At 49.5% G+C, this 20,009-nt stretch carries 15 protein-coding genes; 11 read left to right on the forward strand and 4 right to left on the reverse strand.

What is annotated here, in order from left to right; all coding sequences use genetic code 11:
• Positions 1-17 precede the first annotated feature (17 nt).
• Positions 18-671, forward strand: coding sequence for a response regulator transcription factor (locus TSUB_RS15055; RefSeq protein ID WP_087026851.1), 654 nt, complete (start codon positions 18-20; stop codon positions 669-671).
• A gap of 60 nt (positions 672-731) precedes the next feature.
• Here the strand turns inward: TSUB_RS15055 and TSUB_RS15060 are convergent, their stop codons facing one another.
• Entirely contained in the window at positions 732-2,066 is a 1,335-nt protein-coding gene (locus TSUB_RS15060) for a CoA-disulfide reductase (RefSeq protein ID WP_087026819.1), read from the reverse strand.
• 77 nt (positions 2,067-2,143) lie between these two features.
• Positions 2,144-3,547, reverse strand: coding sequence for an L-cystine transporter (locus tag TSUB_RS15065; RefSeq protein WP_087026817.1), 1,404 nt, complete (start codon positions 3,545-3,547; stop codon positions 2,144-2,146).
• Between the two features lie 320 nt (positions 3,548-3,867).
• On the opposite strand from TSUB_RS15065, the gene TSUB_RS15070 reads away from it, so the two are divergent.
• From TSUB_RS15070 to TSUB_RS15085, 4 genes are all read left to right on the forward strand, one after another.
• The gene (locus TSUB_RS15070; RefSeq protein ID WP_087026814.1) at positions 3,868-4,494 is read left to right on the forward strand and encodes a MarC family protein; all 627 of its coding nucleotides are present in this window, start codon (positions 3,868-3,870) and stop codon (positions 4,492-4,494) included.
• Between the two features lie 208 nt (positions 4,495-4,702).
• Complete coding sequence (locus TSUB_RS15075; RefSeq protein WP_087026811.1) at positions 4,703-4,966, forward strand: DUF4212 domain-containing protein; 264 nt, start codon at positions 4,703-4,705, stop codon at positions 4,964-4,966.
• Positions 4,967-4,978: 12 nt separating this feature from the next.
• Positions 4,979-6,706, forward strand: coding sequence for a sodium:solute symporter family protein (locus TSUB_RS15080; RefSeq protein WP_087026807.1), 1,728 nt, complete (start codon positions 4,979-4,981; stop codon positions 6,704-6,706).
• Between the two features lie 94 nt (positions 6,707-6,800).
• Positions 6,801-7,286 carry a hypothetical protein gene (locus tag TSUB_RS15085; RefSeq protein ID WP_087026804.1) on the forward strand — a complete coding sequence of 162 codons (486 nt, stop codon included), beginning with the start codon at positions 6,801-6,803 and terminating at the stop codon, positions 7,284-7,286.
• A gap of 63 nt (positions 7,287-7,349) precedes the next feature.
• Here TSUB_RS15085 and TSUB_RS15090 read toward each other — a convergent pair whose 3' ends face one another.
• Together TSUB_RS15090 and TSUB_RS15095 are read right to left on the reverse strand one after the other, a co-directional pair.
• Entirely contained in the window at positions 7,350-10,787 is a 3,438-nt protein-coding gene (locus TSUB_RS15090; RefSeq protein ID WP_087026802.1) for a PAS domain-containing hybrid sensor histidine kinase/response regulator, read from the reverse strand.
• Between the two features lie 60 nt (positions 10,788-10,847).
• Entirely contained in the window at positions 10,848-12,035 is a 1,188-nt protein-coding gene (locus TSUB_RS15095; protein WP_087026799.1) for a 3-phenylpropionate MFS transporter, read from the reverse strand.
• 448 nt (positions 12,036-12,483) lie between these two features.
• Between TSUB_RS15095 and TSUB_RS15100 the strand changes: the two genes are divergently transcribed.
• The 6 genes from TSUB_RS15100 (at position 12,484) to accC (ending at position 19,867) form a co-directional block, all read left to right on the forward strand.
• Positions 12,484-14,286 (forward strand): DUF294 nucleotidyltransferase-like domain-containing protein, encoded by a 1,803-nt coding sequence (locus TSUB_RS15100; protein WP_087026796.1) that lies wholly within the window; start codon positions 12,484-12,486, stop codon positions 14,284-14,286.
• Positions 14,287-14,349: 63 nt separating this feature from the next.
• A complete protein-coding gene (locus tag TSUB_RS15105) occupies positions 14,350-14,973 on the forward strand; it encodes a 3'-5' exonuclease (protein ID WP_087026794.1) in 624 nt (207 codons plus the stop codon).
• A gap of 185 nt (positions 14,974-15,158) precedes the next feature.
• The gene (gene acs, locus TSUB_RS15110; RefSeq protein WP_087026791.1) at positions 15,159-17,108 is read left to right on the forward strand and encodes an acetate--CoA ligase; all 1,950 of its coding nucleotides are present in this window, start codon (positions 15,159-15,161) and stop codon (positions 17,106-17,108) included.
• A 433-nt stretch (positions 17,109-17,541) separates the two neighbouring features.
• Positions 17,542-17,997 (forward strand): type II 3-dehydroquinate dehydratase, encoded by a 456-nt coding sequence (gene aroQ, locus TSUB_RS15115; RefSeq protein WP_087026788.1) that lies wholly within the window; start codon positions 17,542-17,544, stop codon positions 17,995-17,997.
• 50 nt (positions 17,998-18,047) lie between these two features.
• A complete protein-coding gene (gene accB, locus TSUB_RS15120; protein WP_087026787.1) occupies positions 18,048-18,509 on the forward strand; it encodes an acetyl-CoA carboxylase biotin carboxyl carrier protein in 462 nt (153 codons plus the stop codon).
• A 14-nt stretch (positions 18,510-18,523) separates the two neighbouring features.
• On the forward strand, positions 18,524-19,867 hold the full coding sequence (accC, locus tag TSUB_RS15125; RefSeq protein WP_087026783.1) for an acetyl-CoA carboxylase biotin carboxylase subunit: 1,344 nt from the start codon (positions 18,524-18,526) through the stop codon (positions 19,865-19,867).
• Positions 19,868-20,009: the final 142 nt, after the last annotated feature.

A 20,009-nucleotide genomic window follows, 5' to 3' on the forward strand; every position in this document is an offset into this window, starting at 1 on the left:
TTAACAGCTATCGCCCTATGGACAGTTCCTACACCATTGTCATTGCAGATGATCATCCACTGTTTCGAAATGCCTTGTTCCAATCGGTGCATATGGCGATCAGCGGAGCCAATCTACTCGAAGCCGATTCTCTCGACTCGCTCCTCGTGTTACTCGAAAAAGAGTCCGACGTTGATCTCCTGCTGCTTGATCTGAAAATGCCCGGTGCCAATGGCATGTCTGGCTTGATCCAGCTTCGGCAGCAATACCCTGATTTACCGATTGTTGTTGTTTCTGCCAGTGAAGAAGCCGCCATCGTCAAGCAAGTCCATCGTCATGGCGCCTTTGGCTTTATTCCTAAGTCCAGTGATATGCGCGCCTTGATCTCAGCCCTCAACCAAATACTGGAAGGGGAACCCTTTTATCCTGACGACATTGATGACTGGGAAGACGCACCTCAATCAGAAGCAGAAGCGCTAGAAGAGAAGATAGCCACACTCACGCCGCAACAAAATAAGGTCTTGCGTATGCTGAATGATGGTTTGCTGAACAAGCAGATCGCCTATGAGCTCAATGTTTCAGAAGCCACAATTAAAGCGCATATGACCGCGATATTTCGCAAGTTAGGGGTTAAAAACAGAACACAGGCCGTTATCTTGCTGCAACAGATGAGTCTGGATTCATCTTCCTAGTCGTAAAAAAGCGAGCTTCCGCTCGCTTTTTCGTCTCATCAGTGATGCGATCAGTCTGTTCTACTTCGCCACATTTCCGGCAACATTCATGACATCCCATGTACGGGCGAAAGGGGGTGAATAGGCAAAATCCATCATGCCAAGTTGCTGCGTGGTTACGCCCATACTGATCGCAACAGCCATTGCATCGATGCGATGCACCGCGCCTTTTCTGCCAATTATTTGCGCACCGAGAATCACTTTACTGTCAGCTTCATAAATGAGCTTCATGTGAATATCTGACTGACCCGCGCAATAGTTGGTGTGACATTTATCTTTAATAACCGTCGTCTTGTAGTTTAAACCCGCATCTTGAGCTTCTTGCTCTGTCACACCAGTGCGTCCCGCTTCTAAACTCAGCACTTTAACGCAACTAGTTCCTAGCGATCCGGGGAAAATCAGTGGCTCAGCCTCATCACTTAGCGCGATGTTTTCGCCAATCAGCCGACCCATCTTATTTGCACCCGTGGCGAGTGGAATGTAACGATGCTGCTGCAGCACACTGTGCCAGATTGTCGCACAGTCTCCTGCTGACCAGACATCTGGGAGTGATGTACGCCCTTGCCTATCAACAACAATCGCACCGCTTTCCAGCATCTCAATCCCTGTTTCTTTTAAGAACTGGGTATTCGGCTTCACGCCAGTACACACGACTAACAACTCAGTGGCATACGCAGCTTTATCGGTTTGAATACCCGTAACGCTGTCCTCACCCATTACCGCATGCAACGATTCACTCAGCAAGACCTCAACGCCCGCCGCTTCAAGTTCAGTCAGGAAGTGACTACTTATTTCAGCATCAAAGGCATCCGGAATGAGTCGCTCAGCACGCTCAATCAATCGTACTTGCTTGCCTTGGTGAACCAGCGCTTCGACAACCTCTAGTCCGATAAAGCCAGACCCTACGACAGTCACGTGCTCGACGGCAGCTATCGCTTGTTTTAGTGCCAAGCCATCTTGCATCACACGCAAACGATGTACACCTTGCTTATCCAAGCCCGGAACAGGGGGCATAACCTCTTTCGCGCCAGTCGCTATCATCAGACGATCGAAGTGGGTAATAAAGGTTGCTCCATTATGTTCCACCTCAAGCTTTTTTTGCTCCGCATCCACTTTGGTCACTCGATGTGAAGTAAGTACCTGCACACCACGCTCTGCAAATTGCTCTGGGGTAAATTCCGCCATATAGCGGTGATCTTGAAACTCATCCCCAACAAAATACGGCAGCCCACAAGCGCCAAATGAGATCACTTCAGAGGCTTCATAGACTACAATTTCAGCGTCACGATTCACGCGGCGCGCCTTTGCTGCCGCGCTCATACCGGCAGCTTCACCGCCAATGATGACAATTTTCATAGGTTCTCTCTCATAACATCAGGGAGGCATTGCCCCCCTGAACCTAGACTAAGTGTTAGTGAATACTCACAATCGCGTTATGCCATTGCGTCTTCGCCGCCATCGAGTTCTAGTGGCGCATCATTGTTGAAGACTTCCATATCGGTTTCACCCAACAACTTGGATGTCACTGTCCCTGCGGTAATTGAGCCCGACACGTTTAGCGCCGTGCGCCCCATATCAATCAGCGGCTCGATAGAGATCAACAAACCAGCCAAAGCAACCGGCAAATCCATAGCCGACAAGACAATCAATGCCGCAAAAGTTGCACCACCGCCAACGCCTGCGACGCCAAAAGAACTCACGGTAATGATCGCAATCAAGGGAATCAAGAAACCCATATCCAGAGGATTGATGCCTACGGTTGGTGCAATCATCACAGCCAACATCGCGGGATAAATACCTGCACAACCATTTTGACCAATGGTCGAGCCAAACGATGCTGCAAAGTTAGCGATGCCCGAAGGAATCCCTAACCCCTCTTCTTGGGTTTTCACATTCATCGGAATAGCCCCCGCAGACGTACGTGACGTAAAGGCGAACGTCAGCACTGGCATTATCTTCTTAAGATGACGCATTGGGTTTAATCCCATCATGGCAACAATCGCCAAGTGGATCAGGAACATAATGATCAACGCTGCATATGAAGCCACAACAAAATTGCCGAGCTCCAAAATATCCGCATAGTTAGAACCCGAGATCACTTTTGTCATTAGCGCCATGACACCATAAGGGGTTAGACGTAAGACCAACGTGACGATACGCATCACTATCGCATGCATCATCTTGATGAACTTTTCAAACGACTCGAACTCTTCGGTTTTTTTCTTCGCTATCCCTGTCGCGGCAACGCCAACAAAAACGGAGAAGATAACAACCGCAATGGTTGAAGTGCGGCGCGCACCCGTCATATCAAGGAAAGGATTCGCAGGCAAAAAGTCGATGGCCATCTTAGCAAACGATACGCCTTCGACTGCACCTAAACGATTCTCTAGCATTTCACCACGGGCCACCTCTGCGGCACCTGCCGTTAACCCTTCAGCGGTCAATCCGAACAGGTTAGCAATACCAATACCTACAATGGCAGAAATCATGGTCGTCACCACAAGTACACCAATTGTCATGCCCGAAATCTTGCCCAGAGAAGTACCATCCTTGAGGCGTAAAATCGCCGAAATGATCGAGACCATCACCAATGGGTAAATGATCATTTGCAGGAAGCGGACATACCCTACACCGACGATATCGAAGTATTCGATCGATGAACGGATGACCTCACTTCCTTGCCCATAAAGCAGTTGGAGAATGGCACCAAAAACAACACCCATACCTAAGCCTGCAAAAACACGCTTGGTAAAGGCGACATAGGTAGACTGCATCCGATACAGCACCATGATCAGCATGACAAATACTGCAATATTGCCAACAACACTAAAGCTCATTGTGATTTCCTTAAAATGAATACGACTGTCTTGAGGCAGTCAGAAATTAAGACGATGGGGAGAGTCAGCGACTCACTAAGCAGACATTGGCATTACACGCCTAACTGCGAGGCGGTACAACAAAACAAGCGGCAAAAACACAATTAGATACAAAATATTTGGGACATATTCGACCAACAAATCAGTCATCATGCTGAATAGTGAGTGAATGGATAAAAAGAACACCGTATTAGAATGTGAACAATTTCACATCAGATGTAAGCGAAATGCTAGAATACGCCACTTATGACCCCGTCCACTCTCAGTCTCTGGAGGAGCCATTGTTCAGTCTTATTCTTACTCAGTTTGTTGTGCTTTGGGCGGTCATCGATCCTATCGGATCCGTGCCTGTTTACTTGTCGCAGACCCAGCACCTCACTAAACCCCAACGCCGACTCGTTGCATTGAAAGCCGTCGCGATAGCCACGGGGGTACTCTTCTTTTTCTTAGTGGCTGGTCAGCTGCTACTGGAAGCCATGGATATTCCGCTCCCCGCTTTTCAAGCTGCGGGCGGCTTAGTGTTGTTACTGTTTGCACTCAGCATGATCTTTGGCGAGAGTAAGCCGGAACAAGAGACACGTCTATCCGAAGAGCTAAGCCGTTCAGAACTGGCGAATTTGGCGGTCTACCCGCTCGCCATCCCCTCCATTGCCTCGCCGGGTGCCATGATGGCCATTGTGATGCTCACGGATAACTATCGATTCGCGATCGCCGATCAAGCGATAACTGCAGCCGTGATGGTGGTGGTTTTGCTCATTACTCTGATCTTGCTGTTACTTGCAACACCGATTCAAAGGCTGATCGGCAACGTTGGCGCAGCAATCATCAGCCGCGTGATGGGACTCATTCTATCAGCGGTCGCTATCAACAACTTGTTGGCGGGAATTCGTGATTTCTACCTCGGTTAGAGAGATTGACCAAAAACCGATCTTAGACTTTTGGCTAAATTAACAACATCGCAACAAGCCAGCACTGACGCCACTTTCATTTAAATGCCCGCCACGCGGGCATTTTTTGTGCTAGATCCTGCCGACTAAAGTTGCACAGATCACTTGCACTTTCGTTGCTATTGTCATCCTGTAACATTTTATTAACGTGGAACACAAGGAGATGGCCATGGCGTTCGAAAACGAAGAACGAGCCCAAGCCTACTGGGACAAAAACGTAAAACTCATGGTGACCTTAATGGTTATCTGGTTCGTGGTGTCATTCGGTTGCGGCATTCTGTTTGTTGATGTGCTCAATCAAATTCAACTAGGTGGTTATAAACTCGGCTTCTGGTTCGCCCAGCAAGGCTCGATTTACTGCTTCCTTGGCATCATTTTCTACTACGCGTGGAAAATGCGTAAAATCGACCAAGAATTTGGCGTAGACGAGTAAGGAGCCATTAAAATGGATTTAAAAACAATAACATACCTCGTCGTCGGTGCAACATTCGTTCTCTACATCGGGATAGCGATTTGGGCCCGTGCTGGCTCAACCAAAGAGTTCTATGTCGCAGGTGGTGGGGTAAACCCGATCGCCAACGGCATGGCGACTGCTGCTGACTGGATGTCTGCCGCTTCCTTCATATCCATGGCTGGCCTCATTGCCTTTATGGGCTATGGCGGTTCGGTTTTCCTAATGGGCTGGACAGGTGGTTACGTGCTACTTGCACTCCTTCTTGCGCCTTATCTGCGTAAGTTTGGTAAATTTACCGTCCCTGAGTTTGTCGGTGAACGTTTCTACTCCAAAACCGCCCGTGTTGTCGCGGTTGCTTGTTTGATCATTGCTTCGGTCACCTATGTCATCGGTCAGATGAAAGGGGTAGGCGTTGCATTCGGTCGCTTCTTAGAAGTGGACTACGCAACTGGCCTTGGTATCGGGATGTGTATCGTATTCATCTATGCCGTTATGGGTGGCATGAAAGGGATCACCTACACGCAGATTGCTCAGTATTGCGTCCTCATTTTGGCTTACACTATTCCTGCAATCTTTATCTCTCTGCAACTCACCGGTAACCCACTACCGCAATTTGGTCTTGGCGGTACCATGGTTGGTACCGACGTCTATCTCCTCGATAGGCTAGACCAAGTGGTGACCGAGCTCGGCTTTAGCGAATATACGACTCAAGTCCGGGGAGATACGCTCAACATGTTCGTGTACACCATGTCACTGATGATTGGTACCGCAGGCTTGCCACACGTTATCATTCGCTTCTTTACGGTGCCTAAGGTACGTGACGCGCGTACGTCAGCGGGCTGGGCCTTGGTCTTCATTGCGATTCTCTATACGACGGCACCTGCTGTGGCAGCAATGGCACGTCTAAACCTAATGGATACCGTCAATCCTGCTTCTGGCCAATACCTGAAGTATGACGAGCGTCCTGACTGGTTCAAGAACTGGGAAACAACGGGTCTACTGGGTTTCGATGATAAGAATGGTGATGGTGCTATCCAATACACCTCGGATGCGGCCACCAACGAACTCCGTGTTGACCGAGACATCATGGTACTGGCGAACCCTGAGATTGCAAAACTGCCTAACTGGGTAATCGCACTGGTCGCCGCCGGTGGTCTCGCCGCCGCACTCTCAACCGCAGCAGGTCTGTTGCTCGCCATCTCGTCCGCCATATCCCATGACTTGATAAAAGGGGTGATCAATCCACGGATATCGGAGAAAAACGAGCTGATGGCAAGTCGAATATCCATGGCAGTCGCCATCGGGGTGGCGGGTTATCTCGGTCTCAATCCGCCCGGCTTCGCGGCAGGTACGGTTGCCCTCGCCTTTGGGCTCGCAGCCTCCTCGATCTTCCCTGCCTTGATGATGGGTATCTTCAGTAAGAACATCAATAAGGAAGGCGCCATTGCCGGGATGATCGCAGGTATCAGTATCACGCTATTCTACGTATTCCAGCATAAAGGCATTCTCTTTGTCGCTGACTGGAAATACCTAGAAAGCTGGGGGAGTAACTGGTTCCTTGGTATTGAGCCGAATGCCTTTGGTGCAATTGGTGCTGTGTTTAACTTTGGTGTGGCAATAGCCGTCTCGAAAGTCACTGCAGATACACCGCAAGAGGTGAAAGATTTAGTCGAACATGTGCGTGTACCTGCCGGTGCCGGTGAAGCACAAGACCACTAATCCAACCTCGGCCACAAAAGCCCCGCGAGGGGCTTTTTTTATCACCTTACTCGGGTAAGGTAGTGAAAAACATCTCGAGACAAGGACCGCTCACATGTTTAAAAACAAACACTTCATCATCGCCTTACTGATTGCCCCGATTCTTGCCATCATTGCTTACTTCGGCACCGATATGGCTGTGAGCGAAAAACCGCAAGCCGCGCAAGAAGGTGAAACCTATAAACTGGTGAGTAAGTCTAACTGCCGCTACACCAGCGGTTTATGCAGCATGGAAAACGGCGATTTTAAGATTCAATTTCGCTCCGAAGGGCTCACGCAACATGCACTCGACCTTAGCCTAAAAACTGAGTTTCCATTAGATGGAGTGAAAGTTGCCCTTGCCAGCTCCCCCGAAGCGAAAGCGACTCCCACCGATATGCTGCGCAGCGACGAATCTGGACAACACTGGCATCTTACCCTTGCTGCACCAAGCTCAGAACAAGATGAACTTCGCGTCGTCATCAGTGCGAATAACACCCTCTACTACGGGGAAACCAGCACTGAGTTTGTCGTCTATGAGACCTTGTTTACCGAGAAGTAAAACAACAAAAAGAGCGCCCTCAAGCGCTCTTTGCATTTCCAACACTCGCCGACCTGACTTGCTCTAGACCTCAACCTGATTGAGCATATTTCTCAACTTAATCGGCTTCACTGGTTTGCTCATAAAGTGGTAACCATTCGCTTTAGCAGCATCTTGTGTCTCTTGGGTGCGATCAGCACTGATCAACACCCCCATAAAGGTATTGCCTAATGCGAGTCGGCACTGTTGCAGGGCCTGTAAACCCGTTTGTTCATTGGCAAGATGATAGTCACTGAGTACCACATGCGGTCGCCAACCTTTTGTGAGAATTGCCGCCACCTGCTGAACGGTTTCGGCCGTTTGCACTTGGCAGCCCCAACGCGATAACAACGACTCCATGCCAACGAGGATATCCGGTTCATTGTCGATACAGAGCACATGTAAGTTCTCCAATGCCCCTGCACTTGGTGTCTCCTGTATCACTTTAGTGGCTTTCACTTTGCCTATCGGCACAAACAACGAAAACATGGTGCCTTTTTCCAACTCAGACCACATATCCAAAGGATGGTCTAGGACTCGACTAATCCCCCGCGCGATAGCAAGCCCCAACCCCAAGCCATGTTCAGTATTTTGTCCAACATCACCGCGAGTAAACTCATCAAAAATTTCTGCTTGTCGCTCTTCTGAAATGCCTGGGCCATTGTCCCAAATTTGAATCTGGACACTATCGCCTCGACGACGGCATCCCAGCAACACCTTGCCTTTGGGGTTATAGCGAAAAGCATTGGTTAAAAAGTTCTGTAAAGCACGGCGAAGCAACTTCGCGTCAGAGCAGACGACAGCATCTGTGGTCACAACACGAAAATCGATGTCTTGTTGTCGCGCTAACACGCCAAACTCCGCCCCCAAGGTATCAAATACCTCGCTTAGCGGGAATGCGACCACTCGAGCCGTCAGTTTGCCAGATTCCAACCGTGACACATCAAGCAAATCACTGATTAAATCCTCAGCGGCGCCCAGTGAGCTTTCAATATACTTGGCCAACTCGCGGGTTTCGTCTGTATTGGCCACTTCATTCAGTGACGATGAGAACAACCGCGCTGCATTTAACGGCTGCATGAGATCATGACTCACTGCAGCCAAGAAGCGACTCTTAGACTGGGACATCTGTTCTGCATTGCGCGTGGCAGAAACCAACCGCTTATTCAGAGATTCCAACTCTTTGGTGCGGGCTTGAACGCGAGCTTCAAGTGTTTCATTGGCCTCTTTCAACATATCCGCCGTTTGACGGAACTGCGTGATATCGGTAAAACTCATCACAAAGCCACCACCTGGCATCGGGTTACCCTGCACTTCAATAACCGTGCCATCAGGTCGCAAGCGCGATGAGGTGTGCGCCGAGCCCGCTTCAAGATAGGCGACACGTTTGCGAACATGCTCTTCCGGATCCCCAGGGCCACACAAACCTCGATAGGCGTTGTGGCGAATCACATCGGAAATGGGTCTACCGACCTGAATCAATCCGGGGGGAAACTCAAACAGTTGCAAGTAACGCTGATTCCAAGCAACGAGGCGCAACTGTTTATCAACAACGGCAATACCTTGACTAATATGCTCAATCGCGCCTTGTAACAGGCCGCGACTAAAATCAAACAGCTCTGATGCTTCATCCACAATAGTGGCAATCTCTTCAAGCTGCATGTCTCGCCCTTGTAGGGCAGAGGTCAAAACCAATCGCGCAGACGAAGCCCCAAACACCCCTGCCAGTACTCGCTCAGTGTGCCGGATCAATAAGGCATTCGCTTGCTGCTGCGGCAAGAGCTCGACCCCATGCTGCTCTGAATAGTTTTGAAACGCCTGCTTTGCACGAGGTCGGCCGACAAAACGTCCCGCCAGAATTTCCAACTCCGCAACAGTAACGCGGCTCTGATAGACAGAACTTGATTCCGTGTCAGCCAATGGCGCGCCAACGAAAGAGGCGGCTTGCAATCGTTCAGACAGTGATGGCCGGGTCATCAACGAGACCGCAACAAACAATAAAGTGTTAACCAGCAGACTCAACACCATGCCCCAGTCGACATACGTCAACCCCGTAAGCAGAGGCAAGGCTGGAGGCTCAAGCAACCAAAGTAACAAGTTGGTTTCACTGCTACCCGCTAACATCTGGGTTTGCGCCATGAGCGTAATCAGCCATATTGCAAAGCCCCCAATCAAACCAAAATACACCCCTTTTCGATTGCCATGACGCCAATAAAGGCCACCGATTAACGCAGGGAAAAACTGTGCGATCGCCGCAAACGAAAGAAACCCAATCGAAGATAGAGAGGGGATTTCGACCAGCGCTTGATAAACCCCCCATGCCGCCAACATCAGCAGACCGATTAATACCCGACGAATGTTAAGCAACCAACCTGCAAATTTCTCAGAGCCATCCCCACCAAGACGCATGCGGCGCAGCAAGAGCGGTAAGACGAGATCATTAGAAACCATGATAGCGAGTGCGATAGTCGACACAATCACCATGCCACTTGCAGCAGACGTCCCGCCAATAAAGGCTAACATCGCAATGCTATTTTGCTCTGCGAACAGTGGCAGATTAATCACATACGTATCTGCGCTGATCCCCGGCAATAAGGTTTGCCCTACCAGTGCCAGCGGAACAACGAACAGCCCCATCAAGATCAAGTAGCCAGGGAACACCCAACGGGCGGTATGTAAATCCTGCGCATGGTTGTTCTCGACAACAATGGTATGAAACTGACGTGGTAAACAGAACATCGCCGCCATCGTCAACAAGGTATGAATGATAAGCTGCCCCCAGTTCACCTGATGCTCTGGGGTCGCCATTGTTTGTGTCAAAATGCCCGACGGCAAACCCGCCAACATACCAAAGGCAAACAAACCAACCACCAGAAACGCCACCAGCTTCACCACGGATTCAAAGGCCACCGCCATCATCATCCCACGGTGATGCTCAGTGCTATCAATATGGCGAGTGCCAAACAGCATGGTAAACAAGGCCAACGCCAAAGCGACAATGCCTGCGGAAAAGCTCGCCCCATCACCATCAAAGACCACGAGATCAGGCGCGACTTGCGCCATTCCGAGCGTAATACCACGGAGCTGCAAGGCGATATAAGGCAAGATGCCCACGACAGCAATCACGGTTACCAACACCGCGATACCTTGCGACTTTCCATAGCGGGCAGCAATAAAATCGGCAATGGAGGTAATATGCTCGCGTTTTGCCGTCAAGATAATCCGGGCAAGTATGCGCCATCCCAGCGTAAAAACGAGAATCGGAGCAAAATAGATGGGTAAGAAAGACCAAAGGTTATTGCTCGCCTGACCGACAGTGCCATAAAAGGTCCACGAGGTGCAGTAAACGGCAATAGACAAGCTATAAATCCAAGGCCGCCAGCGCGCCAGCCAATTGGCGCGCTTATCGCCATACCAAGCGATTAAAAATAGCAGCCCCAAATAGATAATCGAGACCGGAAAGACGACCCATCCTTGTGTCATGGCTTCACATCCGTAAACAATTTGTTTACAAACCATGATAAGCAAGTTCAGATCGGGGCTCTAGTGATTCCCCTCTTCTGCAACGTCAGATTGAGATCTGCCATCGCTTTTTTGCTTTATTGGCACGACGTTAAACAAAAACACTGGCACAACAAACGCCACCATCGCCAAAAACAACTGCGCATTATAGAGCTCGTAAAGCTTGCCCGACGCGAAGGTTAACCCCCCCATGATCAAGCCGAGAGGAATCGCATTGTAAAGTGATTGCCACGCAATACGTTCTGATTCCGCCTGCTGTTGAATGAACTTAATAGCACCTAAATGCGCAACGGCAAACGTAATACAGTGCAGCGCCTGCATAAAGGCCAATAGATAAAGATCGCTCGACGTACCTAGAATTGTCCAACGTACCATCGCCCCAACAGCAGCCAGGCGCATCATGTTGGTCACGCTCCAATGAGTAAAGAGATTTTTACCCACCAAGAAGATCATGATTTCTGCAACTACACTCACCGACCAAAGATTGCTGATCGTACTGTCGCTAATCCCAAAGGAGCGCCAGTGAATCGAGCCGAAGGTATAGTAAGCGGCATGGCTGCCTTGTAATAGGGCTGTCACCAGCAAAAATACCTGTACGTCGCGACGTTTAAGCATCTGCCATAAGTTTGGTCGCTCAGACACTTTATCTTCGCCAACAGGCATCTGCTTGGGCGGACATTCACAAAGGATCGCCGCCATCGCCAGTCCCGCCAACGCTAAGTACGGAATGGTACTCTCGCCAAAGCTATCAGTTGCACGCCCGACAACCCAAGTGCCAACAACGAATGCGATAGAGCCCCATAATCGGGTACGACCATAGTCTAACAACTGGCGCGACTGGTAATGGTTAGCGACAGAATCGGATAGCGGCATAATAGGTGCACTCAAAAAGTTGAAGCCCACCGTTGCCAGTGCCAACACCCAAAAATTGTTTCCCACCACAAGATGCAGCGCCATGATGGCAACGCTACCCCACGTCACCCAGCGCAGTGCTGGAAACATCTGTTCCGGGCGGTGGATCTTGGGTGTGACAAGAAGGTTACACAAAGCACGCGTCACAAACCCGGCCCCCGTAATTAGGCCAACTTCCGAGGGGGACATGCCCATATAAGAGAGCCAAATAGCCCAGAAGGGCAAATAGACGCCATAAGAAAAGAAATAGCCAAAAAGGTACTGGGAAGTCCACCCATATGGTGTACGAGAAAGCATGATGCATTCCTTGTTGCTGCAAGCCTAAAGAGCGTTAACGTGAAAAAAGTTATCGAGGTTCAGCACGCTTTCCTGCGCAGTGACAAATAGATTTCCATATCGTTTTTGTGTGTAGTTATTGCAATTAATTGCCACATTTTGCCTAACCGATCACATTTTAACGCATTTTATGCTAGGTACAACGGCTAGGGCGAGCTCATTTCCTCGCCAAAAGAGCTCATTCGCCAACAGTGCGAGGCAGCTTCCATTGCATGCAAAGAAAAATAGACTAAAGTCGCCTAGAGGCATTTCACACTCTCGTTCACACTAATCTAAGTACAAAACTACGGTGCAAAAAATACGGTTTAGATTGCCCCTTAAGTCACCTCGCCCCTGACTTAAAAGGATAACGCAATACCAGCAAAGCAGTTTGCCAGCGGACAGGATGTACGTGTGAAGAGGACATGCTATGCCAGAAAAATTTGATACCAGCTTACCGCCTTTTGACCGCCTCACCGCGTCGCAGCAAACACAACTGCGGCATGCGCTTGATGTCGCTTACTACCGAGAAGGGGACATCATTGTTCGAGCGGGAGACGCATGCCACTCACTCTTTATTATCATTAAAGGGGTGGTTGAAGAACAAGATGCTGCGAATCAAGAACTCTACAGTCATTACACCCAAGACGATATCTTTGATGTGCGTGCGCAATTTGAGTCTCAAAGCAAACATCACTATGTCGCCCTTGAAGACACGCTCTGTTACCTACTCAGTAACGACACGTTTTTGTCTTTGTATCACGCCAACAAAGCCTTTGCGGGCTATTTCGATACCAACCTCGCCAATCGCAACCAACTGCTAGAAACGGCACATCAACAACAAAATTTGGCCGAGTTTATTTTAACTCGCATTGATGATGCGCATATTCAGCCTTGTATTGTGCTGGATGCTCAAACGTCACTCTATGATGCGACGTTAACAATGCAAGAACGTAACATCGACTGCGCGTTCATTGAAATGCCCACCGAGGCGACCGATACCATTGGCATTATTACGCGGACGGATCTCCTCCACGCAACACTGCTCGACAAGCAAGCCCCAGAAAGTGCCGTGCACGGTATCGCGACAGCCCCGGTGATAAGCGTCAATAAAGGCGACTACCTGTTTAACGCGACCATTGCAATGACACGACAAAAGGTCAAACGGGTATTGGTGCTCGATCAAGGGTGCATCGCTGGCATGCTTGATCTCACCCAAGTGTTGAGTCTATTCTCAACCCACTCGCACGTTTTGACGCTGCGCATTGCCCGCGCCGAAGACATTGAATCTCTCGCGCAGGCGGCGCATAGCCAGCCTAAGCTAATAGAAACCTTGCTCAACAATGGCATTCACACTCGCTTTGTGATGGAACTGATCGCGGCGGTCAATGAACAGATCATTGAGAAAGCCTTCCAGCTCGTGGTACCGCTAGAGATGCAGTCCCGTTGCTGCCTTATCGTGATGGGGTCTGAAGGGCGAGGCGAGCAAATACTGAAAACGGATCAAGATAACGCCCTGATCCTTGCTGATGATCTTGACTGGCCAGACTGCGCAGATGTCATGGCAAGATTCTCTGAAACCTTATTGCAGCTTGGTTACCCCCCTTGCCCCGGCAGTGTCATGGTCAACAACCCGCACTGGGTGAAAACACAAACACAATGGCAAAACCACATTTTGCAGCATAAACGCAAAGGCACAGAAGAGAGCCTGATGTCGTTGGCGATGCTAGCAGATGCGCATCCAATCGCAGGCCAAAAAGGGCTGTTTCAACCAATTGCACAATGCCTGCATGATGCGATGCACGAACAGCAACTGTTACTCGCAACCTTTGTCCGCCCCGCTATGCAGTTCAATGTACCGCTAACCTTATTTGGCAAACTGAAGAAAAGCAAAGCGGGTTTAGATATTAAAAAAGGGGGGATCTTCCCCATCGTTCATGGGGTCCGCACCATTGCACTCGAGGCCGGTATTGAAGTCAACAACACCTTTGCGCGCCTCAATGCACTGGAAAAACAACGTTTTTTAGAACCGGAGACGGTCGCTAACCTCAGTGAAGCGCTGAAGCTCTTTATCAAACTGCGCTTACGAGAGCAGCTAACGCATCCAGAGACAGGAACCAGCATCCATACCGAAGCATTAAACCGCACAGAGCGGGATTTACTGCGCCATAGTTTACATGTGGTCAAAAAGTTTCAGCAGTGGCTTGGCTTCCACTATCAACTTCGTGAGTAACCCACCTAAGTCTCTGACTCAAAAGACTTGTGTTGCCTAACACCCAGATAAATAAGGGGCCGAATGAATATATTGCAGCGATTATGGTATCGACACCAACTCAAAGAGACTGACTATGCAGCGCTTTTCGAACGCTATCAAGGCAGTGAACTGGTTTCCCTCGACTGCGAAACCACCAGTCTAAATCCCGATAGTGCCGAGCTCGTCACCATCGCTGCAACGAAAATTCATGCAAACCGCGTCCTCACCAGCCAATCGCTCAGCCTCACGTTGAGACCGCCGGGGAGTCTTGATGCTGGGTCTGTCACCATACATCGCTTGCGCCACCAAGATTTACATCAAGGCCAAGACATTGAAGACGCCTTAACACAACTGCTCGACTTCATTGGCAATCGGCCTCTGGTGGGATACCACATCCAATATGACAAACAGATTCTTGATCGCTACTTCCAGCGCTACTTCGGGTTTCCCTTGCCTAACAAAATTGTTGAGGTGAGTTTTCTCTACCAAGAACGGCTTGAGCGAATGTTGCCCAATGCCTACTGCGATTTGAGCTTAGACAGCATGAGTAAACAGCTAAATTTACCGCTACCCGACCGTCATGATGCGATGGAAGACGCGATTGCCGCGGCCCTTATCTACGTTCGTCTAAAGCACGGTGGAATGCCTTCAATTCAAAGCCAATAAAGGCAATCATGCCGAGTCTCTTTGCTTTAACAGCTGCAACCGGAAAGGAATCTGGTTAATAATCACCCAGTTGCATTAAGCCTCGTTATCCTAAAGTCTAATTGTCGAAACGCCAATGATCGCCCAACTTATATCTTAAACCCGATAGGAATGTCAGCCCGGACCGGGCGCTAAAGGAGATCAGGATGAGCGAAGGTCATATCTACCCAGTACAACCTGCGATTGCTGCAAATGCCCATGTCGATGATGCAAAATATCGTGAGATGTACCAACAGTCTGTGGTCAACCCAGAAGGGTTTTGGCGTGAACACGGACAGATTGTCGACTGGATGACCCCCTTCACCAAAGTCAAATCAACCTCATTCGATACCGGCCATGTCAGCATTAAATGGTTTGAAGATGGCGAACTGAATGTCTCTGTTAACTGTATCGACCGACATCTAGAAGAGCGTGGCGACCAAGTAGCCATCATCTGGGAAGGCGATGACCCAGCAGATGACGCAACCCTCACTTACAACGAGCTTCACGAGCAAGTTTGTCAATTTGCGAACGCGCTAAAAAGCCAAGGGGTTCGCAAAGGCGATGTGGTTTGCCTTTACATGCCTATGGTTGCTGAAGCGGCGATTGCTATGCTGGCTTGTACGCGTATTGGCGCGGTTCACACCATTGTATTCGGTGGTTTCTCACCAGAAGCGCTGGCAGGTCGTATTATCGACTCCGACGCCAAAATCGTTGTGACCGCTGACGAAGGTATTCGAGGCGGGCGCGCTGTGCCGCTGAAGAAAAATGTCGATGAGGCATTGACCAACCCGGACGTTAAAACGATTGAAAAAGTCGTGGTATTTAAACGTACAGGCGGCGACGTGGAATGGCATAGCCATCGTGATGTTTGGTGGCACGAAGCAACGGCGGTTGCATCAACAAGTTGTGCACCAGAGCCCATGAATGCCGAAGACCCCTTATTCATTCTCTATACTTCCGGCTCAACAGGTAAGCCGAAAGGTGTAATGCACACCACTGGGGGATACCTTGTTTACGCGACCATGACCTTTAAGTATGTCTTTGACTACCAAGAAGGCGATGTTTACTGGTGTACTGCCGATGTGGGTTGGATCACTGGCCACAGCTACCTTGTATATGGCCCGCTTTCAAATGGTGCAACGACCATTCTCTTTGAGGGTGTACCGAATTACCCAGACGTCAATCGCATGAGTCAGGTGGTCGATAAACACCAAGTTTCGATTCTCTACACGGCGCCAACCGCTATCCGCGCCTTGATGGCGAAGGGCGACGAAGCGGTCAAAGAGACATCACGCAGCTCGCTTCGCATCATGGGCTCTGTGGGTGAACCTATTAACCCTGAAGCATGGGAATGGTACCACCGTACGATTGGGGACGAACGCTGCCCGATTGTTGATACGTGGTGGCAAACAGAAACGGGCGGTATTCTTATTACTCCTCTGCCAGGCGCTACAGCCTTGAAACCCGGCTCTGCAACACGCCCATTCTTTGGTGTTCAACCTGCACTGGTCGATAACATGGGTAATCTACTAGAGGGCGCCACCGATGGTAACCTCGTCATTCTAGATTCATGGCCGGGACAGATGCGAACCGTTTATGGTGACCACGACCGCTTCGAGCAAACCTACTTCTCAACCTTTAAAGGCATGTACTTTACGGGTGACGGTGCACGTCGCGACGAAGATGGTTACTTCTGGATTACGGGCCGTGTTGATGACGTCCTTAACGTCTCTGGTCACCGCATGGGTACTGCAGAGATTGAGTCCGCGCTGGTCGCGTTCGATAAAATTGCAGAAGCCGCCATTGTCGGTGTGCCACACGATATTAAAGGTCAGGCTATCTACGCTTACATCACGCTAAATGCTGGCGAAGTCCCGAGTGCTGAGCTTCATAAAGAAGTCAAAGAATGGGTTCGTAAAGAAATCGGCCCTATCGCGACACCTGACTTTTTGCATTGGACTGATGCATTGCCTAAGACGCGTTCAGGCAAAATCATGCGTCGCATCTTGCGTAAGATTGCCACAGGTGACACAAGCAACTTAGGTGATACTTCAACGCTCGCCGACCCAAGTGTTGTCGATAAACTCATTGCAGAGAAGCAACAGCTGCTATAAGCAGTTTATAAACCCTAGTAGTAAATGTAATAGACTCCTTTGCCGCTCTTAATGAGCGGCTTTTTTGTGACCAGCCGCCCAAGTTTGCTTCATTACGCTACAGAACTCTCCACTTCTACCGAATTTCCTGTCTAATCGAGTGCCTATATCCTCATGTTGCTGAGGAAAACCTTAAGAATGACCTGCAATCGGCAAATGCTTGTCCGCAAGATGCTTAAACATATCGCCAAAACATGGCTACCCCTCACAAACTGACATAGAAAACACCACCTGCCGATGAGATAAGACCAGTATTTTGCTGCGATTTGCAGCGATTTCTCTATAATTGCAGGAAAACACAAGTAAGTGAGCAACACTAACCTGCTTTCAGGGTTAGCGCGATGAAAGTGAATTTTCACTACATTTAACCGCAGATAAATGGAATAAAGCGAAAATGACAGCAAATAAGCGCATTTTACTTCTGAATGGACCAAATCTTAACTTGCTCGGTCTACGAGAGCCCGGCCACTACGGCAGTGACACCTTAGCGAGCATAGTAAGTCGATTAACAGAGCAAGCAGCTCACGCTGGTTACACACTGGATCACCTTCAGTCGAATGCAGAGCACGCGCTTATTGATGCGATCCACCAAGCCCATGGCAAGGTCGATTTTATTCTGATTAACCCAGCAGCGTTCACTCATACCAGCGTTGCGATTCGTGATGCCTTGTTGGGTGTCGCCATTCCATTTATTGAAGTGCACCTGTCTAATGTGCACGCTCGCGAGCCATTCCGCCATCACTCCTACCTCTCTGATGTAGCGAAGGGGGTGATATGTGGCTTAGGGGCGCAAGGCTATGAATTTGCGTTGCAGGCGGCGGTACGCCACCTCGACACAACCAACAATTAACGCCGCTGACACGCGTCAGCCTGACATGACAAAATTATAGAGATAAAGACATGGACATTCGTAAAATCAAGAAGCTGATTGAACTGGTTGAGGAATCAGGCATTTCTGAGCTAGAAATTTCTGAAGGTGAAGAGTCAGTACGCATTAGCCGTACCTCTAACGTTGTCGCAGCAGCGGCACCTGTTCAATACGCAGCAGCACCAGCGCCAGTTGCAGCGCCTGCCGTCGAAGCCGCACCTGCGGTAGCCACAGAGGCACCCGCTGCTGAAGTCGTATCGGGCCATCAAGTCCTTTCACCAATGGTAGGTACTTTCTACCGTGCACCAAGCCCAGACGCGAGCTCATTTGTCGAGATTGGTTCGCAAGTAAATGTGGGTGATACGCTATGTATCGTTGAAGCAATGAAGATGATGAACCAAATCGAAGCAGACAAAGCGGGTGTGGTGAAAGCGATTCTTGCAACAGACGGCGACGCGATTGAATTTGATCAACCACTGTTTGTGATTGAATAATCGCGAGGACGACCATGTTAGATAAATTAGTCATCGCGAACCGAGGTGAGATTGCGCTGCGGATTTTGCGTGCCTGTAAAGAACTAGGCATCAAAACTGTCGCTGTACACTCTACGGCTGACCGCGACTTAAAACACGTATTACTTGCCGATGAAGCGATCTGTATTGGTCCGGCAAGTGGTCTAGAAAGCTACTTAAACATTCCACGTATTATTGCTGCAGCAGAAATCACGGGCGCAGTCGCGATTCACCCGGGTTACGGCTTCCTTTCAGAGAATGCCGACTTTGCTGAGCAAGTTGAACGCTCTGGCTTTATCTTCGTCGGCCCTAAAGCCGATACGATCCGCATGATGGGTGACAAAGTGTCTGCCATCACTGCAATGAAAAAAGCGGGCGTCCCTTGTGTACCAGGCTCTGATGGTCCACTTGATAACGACGAGTCGAAAAACAAAGCCCATGCGAAACGCATCGGCTACCCCGTGATCATCAAAGCATCAGGTGGTGGTGGTGGTCGTGGTATGCGTGTCGTGCGTAGCGAACAAGAGCTGGTTGAAGCTATCGCGATGACCCGAGCTGAAGCAAAAGCGGCCTTCAACAACGATATGGTTTACATGGAGAAATTCCTAGAAAACCCACGTCACGTTGAAGTTCAAGTGATTGCTGACGGCCAAGGTGGTGCGATTCACCTAGGTGAGCGTGACTGCTCAATGCAACGTCGTCACCAGAAGGTCGTTGAAGAAGCGCCAGCGCCGGGCATCACAGAAGAGATGCGCAAGTACATTGGCGAACGTTGTACCCGAGCATGTCTAGAAATCGGCTATCGTGGTGCAGGTACGTTTGAGTTCTTGTATGAAAACGGCGAGTTCTACTTTATCGAAATGAACACCCGTATTCAGGTTGAGCACCCAGTTACTGAAATGGTGACTGGCGTTGACTTAATCAAAGAGCAACTGCGTGTCGCTGCAGGACAACCGCTTTCGTTCACCCAAGATGATATCCAAATCCGCGGTCATGCGGTTGAATGTCGTATCAATGCTGAAGATCCTGAGCGATTCCTACCTTGTCCGGGTAAAATCGAGCGTTTCCATGCTCCAGGCGGCATGGGTGTACGCTGGGAATCTCACATCTACACTGGCTATACCGTACCACCGCATTACGATTCAATGATTGGTAAGTTGATCTGCTTCGGCGAGAACCGCGATGTGGCTATCTCTCGCATGAAGAATGCGCTGAGTGAGATGATCATCGACGGCATCAAAACCAATATCCCACTGCAATTGGAAATCATGAAAGATGAAAACTTCCAACACGGTGGCGCAAATATCCACTATCTAGAGAAGAAGCTTGGCTTGAGTTGAGCATCAATACTCGCGGATCAGTCGCATTATCTTGTCAAAGGCAGCCTAAACGGCTGCTTTTTTTTATTCCAAATCAACAAACCTACAACTCCTTACGGTGAAACCGTAGCCATCCGCTATCCCTTTTGCCAGAATGCGCCTT

The sequence above is a fragment of the Thaumasiovibrio subtropicus genome (assembly GCF_019703835.1).
GTDB lineage: Bacteria > Pseudomonadota > Gammaproteobacteria > Enterobacterales > Vibrionaceae > Thaumasiovibrio > Thaumasiovibrio subtropicus.

Bases quoted from the DNA above. Each gene is read 5' to 3' on its own strand.
- TSUB_RS15055 (WP_087026851.1), top strand. From the start codon at position 18: ATGGACAGTTCCTACACCATTGTCATTGCAGATGATCATCCACTGTTT.
- TSUB_RS15060 (WP_087026819.1), bottom strand. From the start codon at position 2,066: ATGAAAATTGTCATCATTGGCGGTGAAGCTGCCGGTATGAGCGCGGCA.
- TSUB_RS15065 (WP_087026817.1), bottom strand. From the start codon at position 3,547: ATGAGCTTTAGTGTTGTTGGCAATATTGCAGTATTTGTCATGCTGATC.
- TSUB_RS15075 (WP_087026811.1), top strand. From the start codon at position 4,703: ATGGCGTTCGAAAACGAAGAACGAGCCCAAGCCTACTGGGACAAAAAC.
- TSUB_RS15080 (WP_087026807.1), top strand. From the start codon at position 4,979: ATGGATTTAAAAACAATAACATACCTCGTCGTCGGTGCAACATTCGTT.
- TSUB_RS15085 (WP_087026804.1), top strand. From the start codon at position 6,801: ATGTTTAAAAACAAACACTTCATCATCGCCTTACTGATTGCCCCGATT.
- TSUB_RS15090 (WP_087026802.1), bottom strand. From the start codon at position 10,787: ATGACACAAGGATGGGTCGTCTTTCCGGTCTCGATTATCTATTTGGGG.
- TSUB_RS15095 (WP_087026799.1), bottom strand. From the start codon at position 12,035: ATGCTTTCTCGTACACCATATGGGTGGACTTCCCAGTACCTTTTTGGC.
- TSUB_RS15100 (WP_087026796.1), top strand. From the start codon at position 12,484: ATGCCAGAAAAATTTGATACCAGCTTACCGCCTTTTGACCGCCTCACC.
- TSUB_RS15105 (WP_087026794.1), top strand. From the start codon at position 14,350: ATGAATATATTGCAGCGATTATGGTATCGACACCAACTCAAAGAGACT.
- acs (WP_087026791.1), top strand. From the start codon at position 15,159: ATGAGCGAAGGTCATATCTACCCAGTACAACCTGCGATTGCTGCAAAT.
- aroQ (WP_087026788.1), top strand. From the start codon at position 17,542: ATGACAGCAAATAAGCGCATTTTACTTCTGAATGGACCAAATCTTAAC.
- accB (WP_087026787.1), top strand. From the start codon at position 18,048: ATGGACATTCGTAAAATCAAGAAGCTGATTGAACTGGTTGAGGAATCA.
- accC (WP_087026783.1), top strand. From the start codon at position 18,524: ATGTTAGATAAATTAGTCATCGCGAACCGAGGTGAGATTGCGCTGCGG.